This window comes from Marinobacter sp. CP1 (assembly GCF_001266795.1).
Taxonomy (GTDB): domain Bacteria; phylum Pseudomonadota; class Gammaproteobacteria; order Pseudomonadales; family Oleiphilaceae; genus Marinobacter; species Marinobacter flavimaris.
Window position 1 is genome coordinate 3,221,943 of the sequence record NZ_CP011929.1, and the last position, 20,465, is coordinate 3,242,407.

Below are 20,465 nucleotides of genomic sequence, written 5' to 3' on the forward strand. Positions count from 1 at the left end.
ACCCTTTCCCGTCTGCTCTGCTGTTAGAATTCCGGGAAACAAAAGGAGGCCGTCCATGACCCGTTATCTGCTTGCCATCGACCAGGGCACAACCAGTTCCCGTGCTATTGTTTTTGATCAAACGGGCAACAGCGTTGCAACCGATCAGCAGGAATTTCACCAGTATTTCCCGAAAGATGGCTGGGTGGAGCACGATGCTCGGGAAATCTGGGACAGCACTCTGGCGGTGTGTCGCGGCGCGCTCGACAAAGCGGGTATCGACGCCTCGGAGCTGGCGGGTATTGGTATCACCAATCAGCGGGAAACCACGGTGATTTGGGACCGGGCAACCGGCGAGCCGATCTACCACGCCATTGTCTGGCAAGACCGTCGAACCGCATCCTGGTGTACCAAGCTGAAATCAGACGGCCATGAGGACACGGTTGTTGAACGAACCGGGCTGTTGATCGATCCCTACTTTTCGGCCACCAAGATAGCCTGGATTCTCGATAACGTGGAGGGCGCCCGCGCCCGGGCCGAATCCGGTGCACTGGCTTTTGGAACGGTGGACAGTTGGCTGCTCTGGAACCTGACGAACGGAAAATCCCACTGCACCGATGCCACCAATGCCTCGAGAACGGCTCTTTTCAATATTCACAAGCAGGACTGGGACGACGATCTTCTGGCCCTGTTTCGCGTGCCGCGGGCCTTGCTGCCGGAAGTACTCGATAGCGCCGCAGACTATGGCACCGCCGAAGTACAGTGGTTGGGCGCGCCAGTTATGATTGCCGGCATTGCAGGGGATCAGCACGCGGCTCTCGTGGGGCAGGCCTGCTTTTACCCGGGCATGGCCAAGAGCACTTACGGCACCGGCTGTTTTCTCATGCTCAATACGGGCGATAAGGCCGTTCGGTCCGAAAATCGGTTGCTGACCACCATGGCCTATCGGCTAAACGGCAAGCCCTGTTACGCGGTAGAAGGAAGTATTTTTGTTGCCGGTGCTGCCATGCAGTGGTTGAGGGACGGGCTCAAGCTGATTGCCCACGCCAATGAATCTTCCGCCCATGCGGAGGCGGTCGGAGTCGACAATCCGGTTTACCTGGTTCCGGCGTTTACCGGCCTGGGAGCCCCTCATTGGGATCCTCATGCTCGCGGCGCCATCATGGGCCTGACGCGGGATACGGGCATTGGCGAGATCGTTACCGCCGGCCTGCAGTCGGTCTGCTATCAGACCAAGGACCTGGTGCGGGCGATCCAGAACGACGGCGCCCGACTTGAATCGCTGCGCGTGGATGGCGGTATGGTGGTGAACGACTGGGTGATGAAGTTCCTGGCCGACATACTGAATGTCACCGTTGACCGGCCCCGGGTTACAGAGACAACCGCTCTCGGAGCTGCCTACCTTGCGGGACTACAGACAGGTATTTTTGACAACCTTGAGCAGATCTCCGCGCTCTGGGAATGCGAGCGGCAGTTCCATCCGGAAATGCGCCCGGCTTTGCGAGAATCTCTCTACGCTGGCTGGCTGGATGCTGTCGAGCGCGTCTGCAACAACTGAATCTCTCAATCAGCTGGTGCGTTCGAAGGCAATCAGGTGATCCGCCTCGACACGCACCGGCACATGCTCACCCAGGTTGAAATCCAGGTGACTGCGGAACAGGGCTTCGAACTCTGTGTCTTCGGAACACCGGAAACGGTAGAGCGTGGAAGTGCCGGCAAAGGTTTTCTCAACCACCTTGGGCTGCAGATCCGAGTCGGGGTCATGAACGATGTCATCGGGCCGGATCAGAACGTCTACCAGGGTGCCGGGTTCCCATTTGTAGGCCCGGTTGCCGTGGATCACGCCGAGCTCGGATTCAATAGTATCCGGCCCCAGGGCGGTGCCGGGGACGAATCCGCCCTGACCCACGAAGCTGGCAACGAAACGATTTGCCGGTTCATGGTAGAGGTTGTAGGGCACGTCCCACTGCTGGATCCTGCCGTCCCGCAACACAGCGACCTGATCGCACATGGCGAAGGCTTCCTGCTGGTCGTGGGTAACCAGAATGGCGCTGATGCCGAGCGTCTTCAGGATTTCGCGAACATCCAGGCTCAGCCGACGGCGCAGATCCGCGTCCAGATTGGAAAACGGCTCATCCAGCAAAATCAGCGTGGGCTCGGGTGCCAGGGCGCGGGCCAGGGCAACGCGCTGCTGCTGGCCGCCAGACAGTTCATGGGGATAGTTGTCGGCCAGATCCTGCAGATGCACGACATTCAGTAGTTCCATGACCTTCTGCCGTTTCTCTGCCTTGTTCAGATTCCGCAGACCGAACCCCACGTTGTCAGCGATAGTCAGGTGCGGAAACAGGGCGTAATCCTGGAACACCATGCCGATCCGACGCTTTTCCGGGGGCAGGGTGCGTCCGGGCAGGCTGATGGCCTGGGACTGCAGCGAAATCTCGCCACCACTCAGTGGAAGAAAACCGGCGAGGGCGCGCAGTATGGTACTTTTGCCGCAGCCGCTCGGGCCAAGCAGGCAGCCGATGTCGCCATGGCTCAGGGCAAAGCTGACATCCTTGACCACAGAATCCCCGCCGTAGCCGCAGGACAGGTTATTGACCTCGAGCAGCCAGTCTGCCGGAGATTGTGCGGTTGTGCTCATGGAATCAGTCCAGCCGGTTCAGGATGAGAAATTCGAGCAGTGCCTTCTGGGCGTGCAGGCGGTTCTCGGCCTCGTCCCAGACCACGGAGGCAGGATGCTCCATCATGTCCGCCGATATTTCCTCACCACGGTGAGCCGGGAGGCAATGCATGAACAGCACATCCTTATCGGCCACAGAGAGCAGCCCGGGATTGATCTGATAGCCACTGAACGCCCTTTCACGGGCTTTCTGCTCGTCTTCCTGGCCCATGGAAGCCCAGACGTCGGTCACCAGGAGCTGGGCGTTTCGGGCCGCCTCGGCCGGCTCCCGGAACACCTTGATCCGGTCTTCGTGGCCCTTGAGCATTGATTCTGCCGGCTCGTAGCCCTCAGGACAGGCGATGTTCAGGTTGAAATCGAACTGTGCGGCGGCATTGATGTAGGAGTGGCACATGTTGTTGCCATCGCCGATCCAGGCAACGGTAGCGCCGCGAATACTGCCGCGGTGTTCCCGGAATGTTTGCATATCGGCCAGCAATTGGCATGGGTGAAAGTCATCGGTCAGCGCATTGATCACCGGCACCCGTGATGCAGCCGCGAAGCGCTCCACGGTTTCATGGGCAAAGGTGCGGATCATCACCGCATCAACCATGCTGGAGATAACGATAGCCGAGTCTTCTATCGGCTCGCCCCGGCCAAGCTGGGTATCCCGTGGCGACAGGAACATTGCGGAGCCGCCGAGCTGGGTCATGCCGGCTTCAAAAGAAACCCGGGTTCGCGTTGATGATTTTTCGAAGATCATCGCAAGGACACGGTTCTTGAGGGAGTCCCGAACCTTCCCTTGCCGCCACTCGTTGCGCAATGCTGTGGCATGATCAACCAGGCTTTCCAGCTCGTTGGTTGTCATGTCATTCAATGTCAGAAAATGTCGTGCCGCCATGCAATGGCCCTTATCTCACCGAACCCCGCTGCTGGCGGGATTGCCTGAACGTTGGCTGAAAAAATGGGGCATCAAGTCTAGCCCTTCGGAGCAGGTATGACAACGCTGTGGCCGGGCTGGAACTGCCGGTGTTGCTCGAGGTCAAATCAAGGTGTTTGGTGAGGTGTTCGGCACCCGTGTACAATAGCGTCAAGAAAATTGCCGTGTGGCAAGACTGTTCCAATAGAGGTGAATGTTCATGGATATCAATGAAACCATTAAGAGCCAGCTTGAAGAGAATCCGATCATCCTGTACATGAAGGGCAGCCCACAGGCACCCCAGTGTGGCTTCTCGGCCAAAACCGTACAGGCTGTAATGGCCTGCGGCGAACGCTTTGCTTTCGTCAATATTCTGGATAACCAGGAGCTTCGTGAAGCCCTGAAGGTTTACTCCAGCTGGCCCACTTATCCCCAGCTTTACATCAATGGTGAGCTCGTTGGCGGATGTGACATTGTTCTCGAAATGTCCGAGAGCGGTGAGCTGGCCAAACTTGTCAAAGAGGCGGCGAAGCAGGCAGAAGCCTGATCACTGCCGCTCAGAGCCGTTTCGGGGTGAACAACAGTTCCACCTCGAAGCGGTTCGCGCTCCCGCTATCCTTCGGTGGCTGGGGGTAGGGGCTAGCCGCCAGCGCAGCCCGATATGCAGCTTCATCGATTGGCTTGATTCCTGTTGATTTCAGAACCCTTGCCCGGGTCAGGGCGCCATTTCCCAGCAACTGCAGTTCCACTTCCATAGCGACCGTGTCAGTGAGGCTCCTCATGGCCGGCACTCTCAGTTCTTCAAGTTGATGGGCCAGATGGACGGCCAGTTTGACCACATAGGGGTCGAGCTCGCCCGGTGACTCCGTAACCCTCGTAATGCTCTCCTCCGTTTTTTCAGGGAGCTGTTCGGGTTCTTCTCCGGCAGCTGAGCTGGCGCTTGACTGTGCGGCTTCGCGGCGGGGGGCGCTGGTATTTGTTGCCTTTGTCGGGGCGGGGGTTTGTGGTTCGCGGGATGTCACAACCTCCGGTTTGGAGAGGGGGGCAGGCTCAGGAGGATCAATCTCAAACGGCGTTACCCGTGGTGCGTCCCGACGAGGACTGGGGTCAGCTGACGGATCGGCAACCGTTCTGTGAGTGCCCGGGGCTACCAGCTCGAACCGTACACTCTCCCTGTGCGTGGCTGTTGGTTCTTCCTTGGGCGAGGGGATGCCTGAAAGCAGGAGCGTGTGTAGGAAAAGAGCCAGAGACAAGGCAAGCCCAAGCCGGTAGGCAGCCGGCAGGGCATTGGGACTGCTTTTTTCAGGCATTGGCGTCAGGCGGTCTTGCTCCGGAGGGTGCCGACAACCGCATCCAGGGCCCGATCAATCAGTGCGCCCTGCTCAAGCAGGGTCAGCCGGCCACGACGCATTTCATGGGCCAGTTCAATACGGGTTTTCTCAATCACTTTCAGCCCCATCCGGTTCACAAAGACAAAGCAATCTGCTTCGTCAATGATAGCGGACAGCTTGCAGCGGAAGTTTGCACCATTGACCAGTCGGAACTCGACCCAGTTACCAATCTCAATACCGTCAATTTGGGCAACATATTCTGAGATTGCAGCGTCTTCCAGTTCCTGCTGGCGCTCAACGGCCGTCTGGTGAACGGTCGCGATTTCCTCTTCCGCCGGCTCTTCAGGAGAATCCTGTAGTGCTTCGATGGCAGCATTCGTCCGGAATGCCTCTGCCAGCTGATGCTTGAGCTGACCCATCATTTCATCGAGTCTCGATGAGTTATAGGAGACCTCTTCAAGCCCTGACCGCAGTGATTTCAGCAGGCCAGGCACGACCCGCACCCACTGGTCTCTTTCGTCATCTTCCTGGTGGGGGTGAAGGCACCAGATCAGATCATCGACGACCTTCACCGTGGCATTCCATCGATGCTCCACGTCATCCCTGAGATAGGCAAGAAACATCACGCGGCTCCAGCCATTCATCAGGATGTCATGGATGGACTCCGGCAGTTTGTAACGCGACACCTTCTGTTTAAGAAGATTGTCGACGGTTTGTTGAGCCGTCTGGGACTTGATCCGACCCCGCTCGGATTCACGGGTTCTCTGCTCAACCAGAGACGCCTTTCGGTTCTCCCGTTCAAGGAACTGTTCGAATTCCTGATTGAGGGTTTCAAAAAGCGAAACATCACCGTCAAATTCGTTGAGAATCCTTTGCACAATGTTGTGAATCTGTCCGTAGAGTTTGTCCTTGGTTTTCTCGTCGCTGCTACTCCAGCCGATGCCTGCTCTCGCCAGGGAGTTCAGGAGACGTCTGGCCGGGTGCGTAGCCTGGCTGAAGAAACTCTTGTCCCGGATAACCACTTTCAGGATCGGAATCTGCAGCCTGCTTATCAACACCTGAACCGGAGCTGACAGGTTGTAGTCGTCGAGAATGAATTCAAACAGCATGGAAACCAGGTTAATGAGGTCTTCATCGACCTCGTTAAGCGCCGGTTTTCGACCATCCCCGGTATCGGTCTGGGAAAGGAGTTGTTGTACCAGCTGACGGAGATCAACGCTGACAGGTTCGCCGGCGCTCAGGTTGCCCTGGTCCTGCCGGGGGGCTGAAAGCGGCAATGAATTGAGAAGGCTTGCCAGCTCGGAGTCACCCACGACCCGGACATTCGGGTCCGAGGCACGGGGAGGTATGCCCGCATTGGCCCGTTGCAGCGCCAGCATCTGTCGGATCTGTTCGAAAACCGCGCTGCTGCTAGCAGCCTGGCCGGCCCGTTCTGCCGCGGAAGCGTCCGGCGCGCTTTCCTGTTTTGGCGCCTCTGCCGACTGGGGACTGGAGGCCTCATGCTGCTGACCGGCTTTGCCGTGATAACGGAAGTTCGGAATGATGCCAGCCTGGATCAGTATGCGGTTGGCTTCGTCCAGCAGCATGCCGAGGTTGGACACAACATAGCGGTCAAATTGCTTGAGCAGGATCAGGCGCTCACGAATCTGGATCTCAAGGGCCTGTATTGCCTCTGTGAACGCACTGCATAGGTGTTCCGGTGCCATCGGATTGACCGGTGATTCGTCGGTGGCTTCCGGGTACACCTGACTGAAACGGGTCTGGAGTTGCAGCAGTGGGCCCTGAAAGTGCGCCTTTGCCTTTGTGATCATGGCGTTGAGGGCAACCTGCTCCTCAAGGTCGTCATTGCCGACCAGGGCAAGAGTGTCGGCGCTGGCCTGCTTGCTCAGCTGTTCTTCCTGAAGCGGTCCGGTGTGAGGGGGGGTGGCAAAATATTGGGCAACGGTGTTCTGGAAATGCCGCTCGACACCCTTACGCTTGATGCGAATTTCACGCATCGCCTCGAAGTACCGGTTCTGTTCGTTGTTGCTGCGGGCATTATTGGCCAGCTCGAACAGCGAATCGTCGACGGCGTCGAAGGCGCCCTGCAGCAAATCACCGAGCCCGGCGACAACCGTGTCCCGGATGCGGGTGACCTCCGCAGGAACCGGTCTGTTACTTCCGGCTTCCCTGTGTTCGCGGAGGTAATGTATGCCGGACTGCTTGTTCATGGCAGACTCCTGTTTACGCCTCAACCGGATACATGACCGAGCTTGAAATCCTTGGATTCTCGTTATTGGTTAAATTTACCGCATTTTGCCCAAAGTTAACATGACCAAACGCTAACGTGGGAGCAAATTCAAAAAAACACGGGGTGCCCAACAGGCACCCTCGTGCAGATTACTGACTTGCAAGATAATTTGCGGTCAGTTCACGTAAACCGGGCCTATGCCCATGCTCCAGATAACAACACTGATGGCGAGCAGGGCAACGAACATAACCAGGCCAACCGTCAGGACTGCAGAAGCGAACATGAACCCCTTGTCCGCCGGGATCCTCATCAGAATCGGTAGCCCTTCGTAAAGCAGGTATACCGCGTAGGCAACCGCCACCAGGCCTGCCAGCATATTCACCCATATGTTCGGATACGCGGCGATTACGCCAATCAGGAAAATCGGGGTTGCCGTGTACGCCGCCAGAGCAACGCCTCTGGGCGTCCGTTCTACCGCATCATACGTTGCGGCGAAAAAATCAATGAACTTGCCGAGTATAAAAATGCCGGCAAGCATGGCCGCGTAGAAAAGTGTGGATAGCTGGAGTGCGCTCGTTACCGACAGCTTGGTGATCTGGCCATCACCAATTTGCCAGCCTACCTGGGTTGTTCCGATGAAGCCGGCAACCGCAGGGATCAATGCCAGCAGCAGAATGTGGCCGGCGTACAGTCTTGTGACAGTCTCGGATTCATTGCGGATCGCCTCCCACTCCTGGTCGGGATGGGCGAGCAGGCCAAACGTGTGTGTCAGACTCATGGACGTATTCCTTGTGATTGTTTTTGTATCGCACGCTCCTTCAGTGTTGGTGGGGGATCACCGGGGGTCAAGCTGGCGGTTAAATTTTGATCTTTCAAGAACGGAAGGCGCTATAACCGAAGGGTCTATAGCGCCATAGGGAGGAGGTGTCCGGGTTTCACTGTTTCAGTGACAGAGAACGTTTTTTGCGTTTTTTCGGGTGCACAATGGCTGCTTTCACGACATTGTCCTTGATCTGCAGCACTTCTACCCGATGGCCGTCCACTTTCAGGCAGACGTTTGTGTCGGGGATGTTCTCCAGGGTTTCGGTAATCAGGCCGTTAAGGGTTTTGGGGCCATCGGTAGGGAGCTTCCAGCCCAGGGTCTTGTTGATGGTTCGAACGGCGGAAGTGCCATCAATAATGAACGTGCCGTTGTCCTGCGGAATGATGTCCGGGCTGGTGGCGGCATAGTCCGTCGTAAAGTCGCCGACGATCTCTTCAAGTATGTCTTCCAGTGTCGCGAGGCCAAGAACGTCGCCGTATTCATCGACAACAACGCCGAACCGTCGACGACCTTTCTGGAAGTTGATCAGTTGGGTGTTCAGGGGCGTGCTTTCCGGAATGAAATAGGGTTCCTGGCAAAGCTGCATGATCATGGCCTTGTTGATTTCCTCCTGTTGCAGCAGTTTGGAAGCGCTGCGCAGGTGCAGTATGCCCTGAATATTATTGATGTCGCCCTTGAAGACCGGAAGCCGGGTATGCTGGCTGCTCCGCAGTTGGCGCAGAATGGTGTCGGTGTCGTCTTCCAGGTCGATACCCACTACCTCGTTTCTCGGCACCATGATGTCATTCACGGTCACTTTTTCCAGATCCAGAATGCTGACCAGCATGTCCTTGTGCTTGGCGGGTATCAGGGCGCCTGCCTCATTCACCAGTGTTCGCAGTTCTTCCCGGCTGAGGTGGTCGTTGGCAGCGTCTGCGGCGGAAACGCCCAGCAGTTTCAGTATGCCTCCGGTGAACAGGTTCACCGCCCAGACAATCGGATACAGGATTTTCAGCAGCGGACCGAGTATGTAACTGGCCGGGAAGGCAATTTTCTCGGGAAATAGTGCTGCAAGGGTTTTCGGAGTGACTTCTGCGAAGATCAGGATCACGATGGTCAGCAGGATGGTGGCAATCGCGATGCCGGCATCGCCCCAGACCCGAATCGCGATAACCGTGGCGATCGAAGAGGCGAAGATGTTCACGAAGTTGTTGCCGATCAGGATGACGCCGATCAGCTGGTCGGTTCGTTGCAGCAGGCCCTGGGCGCGCTTGGCACCTTTATGGCCGGTTTTGGCCATATGTTTGAGACGATATCGGTTGAGCGACATCATCCCCGTCTCGGAGCTCGAGAAGAAACCGGAAAGGAGGATCAGTCCAACCAGGAGAATAAACAGCGCGGTGAGCGATGTTTCGTTCAAAAGAGGTGTCCTTATATTGCTGACAAGTAGCGAAAATAGGGTTTCGGCGAGCGTTGTGTCAAGAGAATAACCGGTGCTTCCGGTGTCAGCCGCCGCGCTGGAAGATCAGTTCCAGCACAAACTTGCTGCCGTAGAAGGCCAGCATCAGGAGTGCGCAGCCAGCGAGGGTCCAACGGCTGGCGGTGATGCCCCTCCAGCCTTTGGTGTAACGACCAATCAGGAGCGCCACAAACACAAGCAGGGACAGGATCGAGAACAGGGTCTTGTGGGCGAGATTCTGGGCAAAGAGATCCTCTATAAAGAGGGCGCCGGTCACAATGGCCAGAATCAGCATGACGACGCCAGCCCAGACCATCTCGAACAGCAGCGACTCCATGGTTTGAAGAGGTGGCAGGTTACGAACCAGCAGGCTGTTGTAATTGTGCTTCAGTTGGCGATTCTGGAAGTAAAGTAGAACCGCCTGGATGGCCGCCAGAGTAAAGAGGCTGTAGGCTGTCACCGAAAGCGCAATATGGGAGAGCATGCCGTAGCTTTGCTCGGACACCAGTCTCGAGGGTCCATGGGTAACCAGGGCGAGAATAATGGTGAGGCCGGCCAGCGGGTACACGCCGAGAAACAGGCTTTGCACCGGCTTTTTAAGGTTGAGTCCCAATAGAAGGAAGACGATCAGCCAGGAAATAAGCACGGAGCTTTTGAAAAAACTGAAATCGAAGCCGCCGTCGTGGTGGACTGTCTGGCCAATGAGAAGTCCGTGGCTGGTCAGGGCGAGAACGCCAATCAGGGTAGTAATGGCAATGTTGCTTTGAACCCGGCCCCTGAAATGCAGGGCCTGCAGCGCGGTACCGACGCTGTAAAGAAAAAGAGAGGTGACCGCGAGAATCAGCGTTCCCATGACTTCCTTATTAACCACTGTTCTGACTGGGGATCGGCGCTGGTTTGCGCCGATTTGACCGGGCTGGTCGTTTCAGGGCGATAGTCTGGTTATAATGTCGCGATTATGCAACTGGAATCAAGGAGTCGTCGCCGGCTCTGCCGATTCACGCACTCAATTTATCCGGGGTACGGAAGAGCAACATGTTTGAGAACCTCCAAGACCGACTTTCCGGCAGTCTGCGCAAGATTTCCGGCCAGGCGCGCCTCACTGATGACAATATAAAGGACACCCTGCGGGAAGTGCGCATGGCGCTGCTGGAGGCGGATGTCGCCCTGCCGGTGGTGAAGGACTTTGTTGAGGGCGTCCGCAAGCGTGCCATTGGCCAGGAGGTGCAGCGCAGTCTGACGCCGGGCCAGGTCTTTGTGAAAGTTGTCCAGCAGGAGCTGGAACGCGTCATGGGCGAGGGTAATGAATCCCTCAATCTGAACGTCCAGCCGCCGGCCGTAGTCATGATGGCGGGTCTGCAGGGTGCAGGTAAGACAACCACGGTCGCCAAACTCTCGCGCTTCCTTAAAGAGCGGCAGAAAAAGTCCGTCCTGGTGGTCAGCGCCGACGTCTACCGTCCGGCGGCGATTCGCCAGTTGGAAACCCTCGCTGGCGAAGTGGGTGTCGAGTTCTTCCCGAGCAGTGCCGATCAGGACCCGGTTGATATTGCCGAGGGTGCCATTGCCGCGGCCAGGAAGAAACACATTGATGTGGTAATTCTTGATACCGCCGGCCGACTGCACGTCGACGAACAGATGATGGGAGAGATTGGTCGGCTGCATAAAGCGGTCAACCCGGTTGAAACCCTGTTCGTGGTCGATGCCATGACGGGCCAGGATGCCGCCAACACCGCCAAGGCGTTCAATGATGCCCTGCCGCTGACCGGCGTGGTACTGACCAAAACCGATGGCGATGCCCGTGGCGGTGCCGCCCTGTCTGTTCGTCACATTACCGGTAAACCGATCAAATTCCTGGGTGTTGGTGAAAAGTCTGATGCGTTGGAGCCGTTCTATCCGGACCGGGTTGCCTCCCGGATCCTGGGTATGGGCGATGTGCTCTCGCTGATTGAAGAGGCAGAGCGCAAGCTTGATCAGAAGAAGGCACAGAAGCTCACCAAGAAAATCAAGAAGGGCAAAAGCTTCGATCTGGAGGATTTTCGGGATCAGCTTCAGCAGATGAAGAACATGGGTGGCATCGGTGGCCTGCTCGACAAGTTGCCCGGCATGGGGCAGATGGCCCAGGTGGCGCAGCAACAGGTCAACGACAAGTCCATGGGGCAGATGGAGGCGATCATTTGCTCCATGACGCCAAAAGAGCGGCGTTACCCGGATGTGATCAACAATTCCCGCAAGCGCCGTATCGCCACGGGGTCTGGAACCCAGATCCAGGACGTCAATCGTCTGCTGAAACAGCACAAGCAAATGCAGAAGATGATGAAAAAGTTTGGCAAGAAAGGCGGTATGGCGAATATGATGCGCGGCATGGGTGGCATGATGCCCCCTGGCGGCGGTGGGGGAGGCGGAATGCCCCCGTTTGGCCGTATGTAAAAGGCCTTACATGGAAAACGGGGAAACAACTGGTTTTGCTGTTTTCTTTGGCGCTTTTTTAGCATAGAATAGCGCCCCTTTCGAGTATGGGTCTTCGCGTCAGCTGGTGTTCAGCAGGCGTGAATCGTACAAAGTTCGTTCAACAGAACAGGATATTGGTTAAATGGTAATTATCCGTTTGGCTCGTGGCGGCTCCAAGAAGCGCCCGTTCTACCATCTGACAGTCACCGACAGTCGCAAATCCCGCGACGGTCGTTTTATTGAGCGTGTAGGTTTCTTCAACCCGGTAGCCCGTGGTCAGGAAGAGAGTCTTCGCGTTGATCGTGATCGTGTCAATTTCTGGCTCGGTCAGGGCGCGCAGACCAGCGAGCGCGTTGCACAGCTGCTGAAGGCTGCTGGGTAAGACAGTACTGACACCGGGGTTTATGGCATGACACAGAATTCGCAGGAAACTGTGATCGGCCGGATTACCTCGGTGTTTGGGGTCAAAGGATGGCTTAAAGTCTTTTCCTACACAGACCCCAAGGAAGGAATACTGAACTATCCCGATTGGACTCTTGATCTGGATGGCAAACGTATTCCGGCCAAGCTTGAGGAAGGTCGCCGCCAGGGGCAGGGGATCGTCGTCAGGCTGAAAGGTATTAACGACCGTGATTTGGCCCGCACGTATTGTGGTGCCGAAGTCAGGGTTTCCACTGCTGAATTGCCGCCGCTTCCCGATGGGGAGTACTACTGGTTTCAGTTGGAAGGTCTTGATGTGTTCACGGTGGATGATGAGTGCCTTGGTAAAGTGCACCATCTGATGGAAACCGGATCCAACGATGTTCTGGTGGTGCAGGCAACAGCAGGCTCCATTGATCAACGTGAGCGTCTGATCCCCTATCTGCCGGGCGAAGTGGTGCAGAGTGTTGATCTCGCCGCAAAGCAAATGGTGGTGGACTGGGATCCGGAGTTCTGACGGGTGTGGATTGGCGCAGTCAGTCTGTTCCCGGAGATGTTCGGTGCGGTGACGGATTACGGGATCACAGGGCGTGCGGTTCGGGATGGTCTGCTGACCTTTCGAACCTGGAATCCCCGTGAATTTACCCAGGACCGGCATCGCACGGTAGATGACCGGCCCTATGGTGGCGGCCCGGGCATGCTGATGAAAATTCAGCCCCTGAGGGACGCAATCCATGCGGCACGGGAATCGGCACCCGGAAACCCCTGTGTGGTTTACCTGTCGCCCCAGGGTGAGACGCTGAACCAGTCTGTTGTCGAGTCGCTCGCGGCAGAACAGCAACTGATTCTGGTGGCGGGCCGGTACGAGGGTGTTGATGAGCGCCTGATAGCGACGGAAGTCGATCGGGAAGTGTCACTGGGCGATTTTGTGCTGTCCGGTGGCGAACTGGCAGCGATGGCTGTTATCGATGCGGTTACACGCCTCATCCCCGGAGCGCTGGGTCATGCGCAGTCGGCAGAGCAGGATTCTTTCGCCGACGGTTTGCTGGATTGTCCGCACTACACCCGGCCCGAGGTTTACGAAGGTCAGGCGGTGCCGGATGTTTTATTGGGCGGTCACCATGATCAGATCCGGCGTTGGCGGCTCAAGCAGTCGCTGAGGCGAACCCGGGAGCGACGCCCCGACCTGCTGGAAAAGCGGGTGTTTACGGACGAAGAGCGTGAGCTGCTGGAAGAGATTTTGAACGAACCGGGTGCCTCTGAATAATCAGGGCATTAACAGATTAGGTATCAGGAGCATTACGATGAGCGGCAAGAACAACATCATCAGTCAACTTGAAGCAGAACAGATGACCAAGGAAATCCCCGCGTTTGCGCCGGGTGACACCGTGGTCGTTCAGGTTCGCGTAACCGAGGGTAACCGTGAGCGTCTTCAGGCGTTCGAAGGTGTCGTAATCGGCAAGCGTAACCGTGGCATGAACTCCTCTTTCACCGTACGTAAGATCTCCTACGGTGTTGGTGTTGAGCGTACTTTCCAGAGCTTCTCAAAGCTGATCGAAAGCATCAGTGTGAAGCGTCGTGGCGATGTTCGCCAGGCCAAGCTTTACTACCTGCGCGACCTGTCTGGCAAGGCAGCTCGTATCAAGGAGAAGCTGGGCTGATCAGCAGTGCGCTGAACAGCAGTCAGAAAAAGGCAGCCGAGGGCTGCCTTTTTTGTGTCTGAGGTTTCGTTATGCTTGGTGTGTTGTGGGGTCTATGCAGTCTGGGAACTTGCCATGAGAGCAGAAGATGAATCGGTGATCGTCAGGTTTGTTGATGCCATCTGGCTGGAGGACGGACTGGGCGAAAAAACCCGCCAGGCTTACCGGAGCGATCTGTTGCGGTTGTCGGAATGGCTCGAAAGTCAGCCTGGCAAGCCGCTGCTCAAGGATGTTCGCAGAACCGACTTACTGGCTTGGATGTCCAGTGGCCTCGCCCAGGGCGTCAAGAGCTCTACGGCGGCCAGGCGGTTGTCCGGGCTGCGGCGGTTTTATCGGTTTCTGCTGCGAGAAGGCCTGATTACTGAAGACCCGACCCTTCGGATTGACAGCCCCAGGCTGCCTCGGCGTCTCCCCGACTCGCTGACCGAGGGCGAGGTGGATGCGCTGCTTTCCGAGCCGGACCCCGGAATTGCCATCGAGCTCAGAGACAAGGCCATGCTGGAAATACTCTACGGTTGCGGTTTGCGGGTCTCGGAGCTGACCGAGTTGCGGGTTGATCAGGTAAACCTTCGTCAGGGCGTGGTTCGGATCACTGGCAAGGGCGACAAGGAGAGATTGGTCCCCCTGGGTGAAGAGGCAGTGGACTGGTTGCTGCAGTATATGAAGGAAGGGCGGCCGGAACTCCTTAAAGGGCGATCCTGCGATGCGCTGTTCCCGGGCAACCGTGCTGCGGCGATGACTCGTCAGACTTTCTGGCATCGTATTAAGCACTACGCGGTTCGAGTGGGTATTCGCAAACACCTGTCGCCTCATACACTCAGGCATGCCTTTGCCACGCACCTACTTAATCATGGAGCGGACCTGCGTGTGGTGCAGATGCTGCTGGGCCACTCTGACCTGTCGACAACGCAGATATACACCCATGTGGCTCGTCAGCGACTGCAGTCGCTGCACCAGGCTCACCATCCCAGGGGCTAGCCGTGGGGCGGTTCCGCGATTGGGGGTGAACTTTCTTTTTGTGTATTTGTCGCATTGAATTGATTCCCGGCCTGTGCCAATACTGCCCGGGTTGTTTAACTGCTTACTGGAAAAGGTTGTTTGCCAGAATGAATATGAAACATGTGGTTGTGGCGCTTGGAGTTGTCCTGGGTGCCTTTGGCGCGGCCAGCGTCAGTGCCGGTGAAGTGGAAGACCGGATTTCCGAGCGTCTGACCCAGGCTGTCCCCGGCCTCAAGGTGGTGTCGGTAAAAGAATCCGAAGCCAAGGGCCTCTATGAGGTTCAGAGCAACAATGGCGACACCATCTACGCGACCGAGGATGGCCAGTACCTGATGACGGGAGATCTTCTCAAGATTACCGATCAGGGCATTGCCAATGTCACCGAAGCTGCCCGCACGGAGGCCCGTCGCGAAATGATGGCGGACTATGGTAACAAGGGAGTTATCAGCTTCCCGGCGAAAAACGAAAAGGCCGTGGTAAACGTGTTTACTGATATCGACTGCCCTTACTGCCGGAAGCTGCATGACGAGGTGCCGCAGTTGAATGACTATGGCATTACCGTCAATTACTACGCGTTTCCCCGGTCGGGCCCCAATACAGCGTCTTTCGAGAAGTATGAGTCGGTCTGGTGTGCTGACGATCAGCAGGCGGCCATGGACGCAGCCAAGGCCGGCCGCTCAGTACCCGACGCAAGTTGCGAAAATCCGGTGGGCGAGCAGTATGAGCTTGGTGGCCGGGTAGGGGTCACAGGGACACCTGCCATTGTTCTGGAAGATGGCAACATGGTTCGTGGCTATGTCCCGGCCCAGCGTCTGGCGGAAGGCCTCGGGCTACTCTGAAATCCTGGCGCACCTATCGTACGGGACGCGTTACACGGTATTTTCGAAGGATCCGATTCAGGGCTTATTCAGTGAGGCCTGAATCGGTATACTATGCCCGCCTAATATAATTCATCAGCACCCCTTCGGGATCAGAGGTGAGAGTTTGAAAGACGTCAGTGTCGGAATCTGCGGATTGGGAACCGTCGGCGGCGGTACCTTTAATGTCTTGACCCGCAACGCCAGGCTGATTGCCGGTCGGGCCGGATGCAATATCCGGATTACCCGGGTTGCCAGTCGCCGGGCCCGCGAGGATATGGACCTCGGCGATGTGCCCTTCAGCACCGACATTTACGACGTGGTGAACGATCCCGACGTGGATATCGTGGTCGAGCTCATCGGTGGTTATGATGCGGCCAAAGAGCTGGTGCTGGCGGCAATCCGCAACGGCAAGCACGTGGTTACCGCGAACAAGGCCCTGATTGCCGTCCACGGCAACGAAATCTTCGAGGCGGCCGAGAAGGCTGGTGTTGTGGTGGCTTACGAGGCGGGTGTCGCCGGCGGTATCCCGGTCATCAAGGCTGTTCGTGAGGGTATGGCGGCAAACCGCATTGACTGGATTGCCGGCATCATCAACGGCACCGGGAACTACATCCTGACCGAAATGCGTGCCGGTCGGGAATTTTCCGAGGTTCTCAAAGAAGCCCAGGATCTTGGGTACGCCGAAGCAGACCCGACCTTTGATGTGGAAGGCATTGATGCTGCCCACAAGCTGACCATACTGGCATCAGCCGGGTTTGGCGTGCCTCTTCAGTTCGAGAAAGGCTTCACCGAAGGCATTTCGAAGATTACCCCTTACGACATTGCTCACGCCGAATTGCTGGGTTATCGCATCAAGCACCTCGGCATTGCCCGTCGCCGCGATGATGGCATCGAGCTGCGTGTGCATCCGACCCTGGTGCCCCAGAGTCATCTGATTGCCCAGGTTGATGGTGTCCTGAACGCGGTCCTGGTGGATGGCGATGCCGTTGGCCAGACCATGTATTACGGTCCCGGAGCAGGGGATGAGGCAACCGGGTCGGCTGTTATTGCCGATATCGTCGATGTGGCCCGTGCCGTGGCGACCGAAAGCAAGCTGCGTGTGCCCTACCTTGGCTTCTCACCGGATGCCATGGAAGACCTGGATGTGCTGTCCATGGAGGACATCCAGTCTGCCTACTACCTGCGCATAACCGCTCTGGATCGTCCGGGTGTGCTGGCCAAGATTGCCTCCATTCTGAGTGAGCATGGCATCAATATCGAGTCGATCATGCAGAAGGAATCCGAGCTCAAGGACGGACGTATTCCGGTGATCATCCTGACCCACACCGTTCAGGAGCGCCAGATCAACCGTGCGATCGAAGAGTTGGAAGCTCTGTCCGACACCGATGGCCATGTTGTCCGCATCCGCGCTGAAAACTTCAACTGACAGGTACGAACGTGAGATACATCAGTACGCGGGGTGAAGCGCCCGCACTGGGCTTTGAGGATGTTCTGCTGACCGGTCTGGCGACAGATGGCGGCCTCTATGTTCCTGAATCCCTGCCACATTTTGATCTGGAAGAAATCCGGAGCTGGCGCGGGCTTTCGTACAGTGAGCTGGCGTTCAACGTCATGTACCCGTTCGTGGATGACGCTATCCCTGCGGATGATTTCCGCAAGATGCTGGACGAGACCTACTCGGTTTTCGCCCACAAGGCCGTGGCCCCGCTGGTTCAGCTGGATACCAACGAGTGGGTGATGGAGCTTTTCCGCGGTCCGACGCTGGCGTTCAAGGATTTCGCCCTCCAGCTGTTAGGGCGTCTCCTCGACTATGTTCTGGAAAAGCGCAAGCAGCACGTGGTTATCATGGGAGCGACCTCCGGTGACACCGGCTCGGCTGCCATTGAGGGTTGTCGCCGGTGCGAGCACGTGGATATTTTCATTCTGCACCCCTACCAGCGGGTGTCAGAGGTTCAGCGCCGTCAGATGACCACCGTCCAGGGTGAAAACATCCACAACATTGCGGTGCGTGGCAACTTCGACGACTGTCAGCGCATGGTGAAGGAGAGTTTCGGCAACCAGTCGTTCCTGGGTGGCAAAACCCAGCTGGCAGCTGTCAACTCCATCAACTGGGCCCGGATCATGGCCCAGATCGTCTACTACTTCCATGCCTCCCTGGCACTGGGCGGTCCGGATCGGAGCATGGCGTTTTCTGTGCCCACCGGGAACTTCGGCGATATCTTTGCCGGCTACCTTGCCAAGAAGATGGGGCTGCCAATCTCCCAGCTGGTCATTGCCACCAACCGTAACGATATCCTGCATCGCTTCATGAGTGGTAACAAATACGAGCAGCACCAACTGGAACACACCCTGTCTCCGAGTATGGATATCATGGTGTCCAGCAATTTTGAGCGCCTGCTCTTTGATCTCCACGGCCGGGACGGGCTGGCGGTTAAAACCCTGCTGGAAAACGCTGCGAAGGGGCCCGTCAGTATCGAGGACTATCGCTGGAAGCATGCGCGCAAGCTTTTTGACAGCGATGCGGTGGACGACAAGGCCACCTGCGACACCATTCGTGAGATCTACGAGCAGAACGAATATCTGCTGGATCCTCACACCGCCATCGGCGTCCGTGCAGCGCGCAACTGCCGCCGTGATCAGGCGGTGCCAATGATTACCCTGGGTACCGCACACCCGGCCAAGTTCCCCGATGCCGTGGCAGAGTCTGGCGTCAGTGTAGAGCCGCCGCTGCCGGCGCATATGGCCGACTTGTTCGAGCGGGAAGAGCGGTATACCGTATTGGATAACAATATCGACGGTGTGCAGGCATTCATTGCCAAGCACTGGAAAAACGCCTGATCGGGTATGACACCAAAAAAGATCCTGCGTCGCCCCCAGCCCGATACCTTTCCGGATTGGGGGCAAAACCTGCCTCCCTTGCTTCGCCGCCTCTACGCTGCCCGTGGCGTTACCTCTGATGAGCAGCTGAGCTACACCCTGAAACACCTGGCTTCACCCCTGTCTCTGAGGGGTATTGACCGGGCCGTTGAGCTTCTTGCCGAGGCTATCGATCAGCAACAGCGGGTGCTTGTGCTCGGCGATTTCGACGCCGATGGTGCTACCAGTACAGCCGTTGCCATGCTTGGACTCTCCATGCTGGGTCTGCAGAGTATCGACTTTCGCGTGCCCAGCCGGTTTGCAGATGGCTACGGCCTGACGCCGGGTATTATTGAACGCCTGCGCGACGAGGGTCAGCTCCCGGACCTGATGGTCACCGTTGATAACGGCATATCCGCGGTTGAAGGTGTTCGAGCGGCCAAGGAACTTGGCGTGAAAGTGGTGGTGACCGATCACCACCTGGCCGGCGAAGAGCTTCCGGATGCCGATGCCATCGTCAATCCAAACCAACCGGGTTGTCCTTTCCTGAGCAAGAACGCGGCCGGTGTTGGCGTGATGTTTTACGTGCTCACAGCGTTGCGTAAGCAGCTTCGGGAAACCAATCGCCTGCCCAATCCCGAGCCTAACCTGGGGTGCCTGCTGGACCTCGTGGCGCTCGGTACCGTGGCTGATGTTGTGCCTCTGGACCACAACAACCGGATCTTCGTGGAGCAGGGCCTGCGCCGTATACGCCAGGGTGAGGCCCGTCCCGGTATCCTGGCGCTGCTGGAAGTCGCTGGCCGGGACCACACGGCGATCAGCTCAACCGACCTTGGATTTGTGGTCGGGCCCCGCCTGAATGCCGCCGGGCGACTGGATGACATGAGCATCGGCATTGCCTGCCTGCTGGCCGACAGTCCTGATGAAGCGCGGCGCCTGGCCCGGGAGTTGGACACCTTCAACCGGGAACGTCGCACCATAGAAAAAGACATGAAAGCCCAGGCCCAGGATCTGCTGTCTTCAATGTCGCTGGACCTGGATGGACTGCCCTGGGGGCTTGCGCTTTTCGATACCGATTGGCACCAGGGCGTTATCGGAATTCTGGCTGCCCGTATCCGTGAGCAGACCCATAGACCGACCATTGCCTTCGCGCCGGACGAAAACGGCGAAGACATCAAAGGTTCTGCTCGCTCCATTCCCGGGCTTCATATCCGGGATGTGCTTGCCGTGGTCGACTCACGTCATCCGGGGATCATGAAAAAATTTGGCGGTCACGCGATGGCTGCGGGCATGACCCTCGCCAGGGATGATCTGGATGCCTTTTCCGAGGCCTTCGATCGCGCCGTTCGAGACACCCTCTCGGCCGAGGATCTGGAGGCGGCGATCACAACCGATGGGCCTCTGGGCGCAAGTGAACTGTCGTTGGACACCGCCGCACTGCTCAAACGCGCCGGCCCCTGGGGGCAGCATTTTCCGGAGCCACTGTTCGACGGCGAGTTCCGGGTGGTCAGCCAGCGGATAGTCGGCGAAAACCATCTGAAATTGGTGTTGCAACCTGTCGAAGGCGGCGGGATCATCGACGGCATTGCCTTCAATACCGGGCCGGAAGTCCCTGATTACACGCGCACCGGTGCTCGGGTGGTTTACAAGCCGGATGCCAATACCTTCCGGGGGCGCACCAATCTCCAGCTTCTGGTGGATTACCTCGAGCCTCTTGCCTGATTCACGGAAACCCGCAGGCTGATTTACAAACCGATTTCCGGTAGAATCCCGCCTCTGTTTTTACTCTCCATTTTCTAGAGC

19 protein-coding genes are annotated in these 20,465 nt (G+C 57.3%); 12 read left to right on the forward strand and 7 right to left on the reverse strand.

Annotated elements, in window-relative coordinates; translation table 11 throughout:
* Nucleotides 1–55: 55 nt before the first annotated feature.
* Nucleotides 56–1,537 (forward strand): glycerol kinase GlpK, encoded by a 1,482-nt coding sequence (gene glpK, locus ACP86_RS14865; protein ID WP_008176268.1) that lies wholly within the window; start codon nt 56–58, stop codon nt 1,535–1,537.
* A 9-nt stretch (nt 1,538–1,546) separates the two neighbouring features.
* Here the strand turns inward: glpK and ACP86_RS14870 are convergent, their stop codons facing one another.
* Nucleotides 1,547–2,620 (reverse strand): ABC transporter ATP-binding protein, encoded by a 1,074-nt coding sequence (locus ACP86_RS14870; protein ID WP_008176266.1) that lies wholly within the window; start codon nt 2,618–2,620, stop codon nt 1,547–1,549.
* Between the two features lie 4 nt (nt 2,621–2,624).
* Nucleotides 2,625–3,539 (reverse strand): ornithine carbamoyltransferase, encoded by a 915-nt coding sequence (gene argF, locus ACP86_RS14875; protein WP_053114619.1) that lies wholly within the window; start codon nt 3,537–3,539, stop codon nt 2,625–2,627.
* A gap of 238 nt (nt 3,540–3,777) precedes the next feature.
* Here argF and grxD point away from each other — a divergent pair, with 238 nt between their 5' ends.
* Nucleotides 3,778–4,104: a Grx4 family monothiol glutaredoxin gene (gene grxD, locus ACP86_RS14880; RefSeq protein WP_008176261.1), complete on the forward strand. Its 327-nt coding sequence runs from the start codon at nt 3,778–3,780 to the stop codon at nt 4,102–4,104.
* A gap of 10 nt (nt 4,105–4,114) precedes the next feature.
* On the opposite strand, the gene ACP86_RS14885 is transcribed toward grxD, so the two are convergent.
* From ACP86_RS14885 to ACP86_RS14905, 5 genes are all read right to left on the reverse strand, one after another.
* The gene (locus tag ACP86_RS14885) at nt 4,115–4,867 is read right to left on the reverse strand and encodes an energy transducer TonB (RefSeq protein WP_053114620.1); all 753 of its coding nucleotides are present in this window, start codon (nt 4,865–4,867) and stop codon (nt 4,115–4,117) included.
* Nucleotides 4,868–4,872: 5 nt separating this feature from the next.
* Nucleotides 4,873–7,098, reverse strand: a complete 2,226-nt coding sequence (locus tag ACP86_RS14890) for a DUF1631 domain-containing protein (RefSeq protein ID WP_053114621.1) — start codon at nt 7,096–7,098, stop codon at nt 4,873–4,875.
* 195 nt (nt 7,099–7,293) lie between these two features.
* Nucleotides 7,294–7,896 (reverse strand): Yip1 family protein, encoded by a 603-nt coding sequence (locus ACP86_RS14895; protein WP_008176254.1) that lies wholly within the window; start codon nt 7,894–7,896, stop codon nt 7,294–7,296.
* A gap of 157 nt (nt 7,897–8,053) precedes the next feature.
* The gene (locus ACP86_RS14900) at nt 8,054–9,340 is read right to left on the reverse strand and encodes an HlyC/CorC family transporter (protein WP_008176252.1); all 1,287 of its coding nucleotides are present in this window, start codon (nt 9,338–9,340) and stop codon (nt 8,054–8,056) included.
* An 85-nt stretch (nt 9,341–9,425) separates the two neighbouring features.
* The gene (locus ACP86_RS14905; protein ID WP_008176250.1) at nt 9,426–10,232 is read right to left on the reverse strand and encodes an inner membrane protein YpjD; all 807 of its coding nucleotides are present in this window, start codon (nt 10,230–10,232) and stop codon (nt 9,426–9,428) included.
* Between the two features lie 182 nt (nt 10,233–10,414).
* On the opposite strand from ACP86_RS14905, the gene ffh reads away from it, so the two are divergent.
* The 10 genes from ffh to recJ all read left to right on the forward strand — a co-directional run bounded on the left by ffh (nt 10,415) and on the right by recJ (nt 20,384).
* On the forward strand, nt 10,415–11,806 hold the full coding sequence (ffh, locus tag ACP86_RS14910; RefSeq protein WP_008176248.1) for a signal recognition particle protein: 1,392 nt from the start codon (nt 10,415–10,417) through the stop codon (nt 11,804–11,806).
* Between the two features lie 163 nt (nt 11,807–11,969).
* Nucleotides 11,970–12,209: a 30S ribosomal protein S16 gene (gene rpsP / locus ACP86_RS14915; protein ID WP_008176245.1), complete on the forward strand. Its 240-nt coding sequence runs from the start codon at nt 11,970–11,972 to the stop codon at nt 12,207–12,209.
* A gap of 27 nt (nt 12,210–12,236) precedes the next feature.
* A complete protein-coding gene (rimM, locus tag ACP86_RS14920; RefSeq protein ID WP_008176242.1) occupies nt 12,237–12,764 on the forward strand; it encodes a ribosome maturation factor RimM in 528 nt (175 codons plus the stop codon).
* Between the two features lie 3 nt (nt 12,765–12,767).
* On the forward strand, nt 12,768–13,514 hold the full coding sequence (trmD, locus tag ACP86_RS14925; protein WP_008176240.1) for a tRNA (guanosine(37)-N1)-methyltransferase TrmD: 747 nt from the start codon (nt 12,768–12,770) through the stop codon (nt 13,512–13,514).
* 37 nt (nt 13,515–13,551) lie between these two features.
* Complete coding sequence (gene rplS, locus ACP86_RS14930) at nt 13,552–13,908, forward strand: 50S ribosomal protein L19 (RefSeq protein WP_008176237.1); 357 nt, start codon at nt 13,552–13,554, stop codon at nt 13,906–13,908.
* 114 nt (nt 13,909–14,022) lie between these two features.
* Nucleotides 14,023–14,925 carry a site-specific tyrosine recombinase XerD gene (xerD, locus tag ACP86_RS14935; protein WP_008176234.1) on the forward strand — a complete coding sequence of 301 codons (903 nt, stop codon included), beginning with the start codon at nt 14,023–14,025 and terminating at the stop codon, nt 14,923–14,925.
* A gap of 128 nt (nt 14,926–15,053) precedes the next feature.
* A complete protein-coding gene (locus ACP86_RS14940) occupies nt 15,054–15,785 on the forward strand; it encodes a DsbC family protein (protein ID WP_053114622.1) in 732 nt (243 codons plus the stop codon).
* Between the two features lie 145 nt (nt 15,786–15,930).
* Nucleotides 15,931–17,232, forward strand: coding sequence for a homoserine dehydrogenase (locus tag ACP86_RS14945; protein WP_014576269.1), 1,302 nt, complete (start codon nt 15,931–15,933; stop codon nt 17,230–17,232).
* Between the two features lie 11 nt (nt 17,233–17,243).
* Nucleotides 17,244–18,644, forward strand: a complete 1,401-nt coding sequence (gene thrC / locus ACP86_RS14950; protein ID WP_014576270.1) for a threonine synthase — start codon at nt 17,244–17,246, stop codon at nt 18,642–18,644.
* Nucleotides 18,645–18,650: 6 nt separating this feature from the next.
* On the forward strand, nt 18,651–20,384 hold the full coding sequence (gene recJ, locus ACP86_RS14955) for a single-stranded-DNA-specific exonuclease RecJ (protein ID WP_053114623.1): 1,734 nt from the start codon (nt 18,651–18,653) through the stop codon (nt 20,382–20,384).
* Nucleotides 20,385–20,465: the final 81 nt, after the last annotated feature.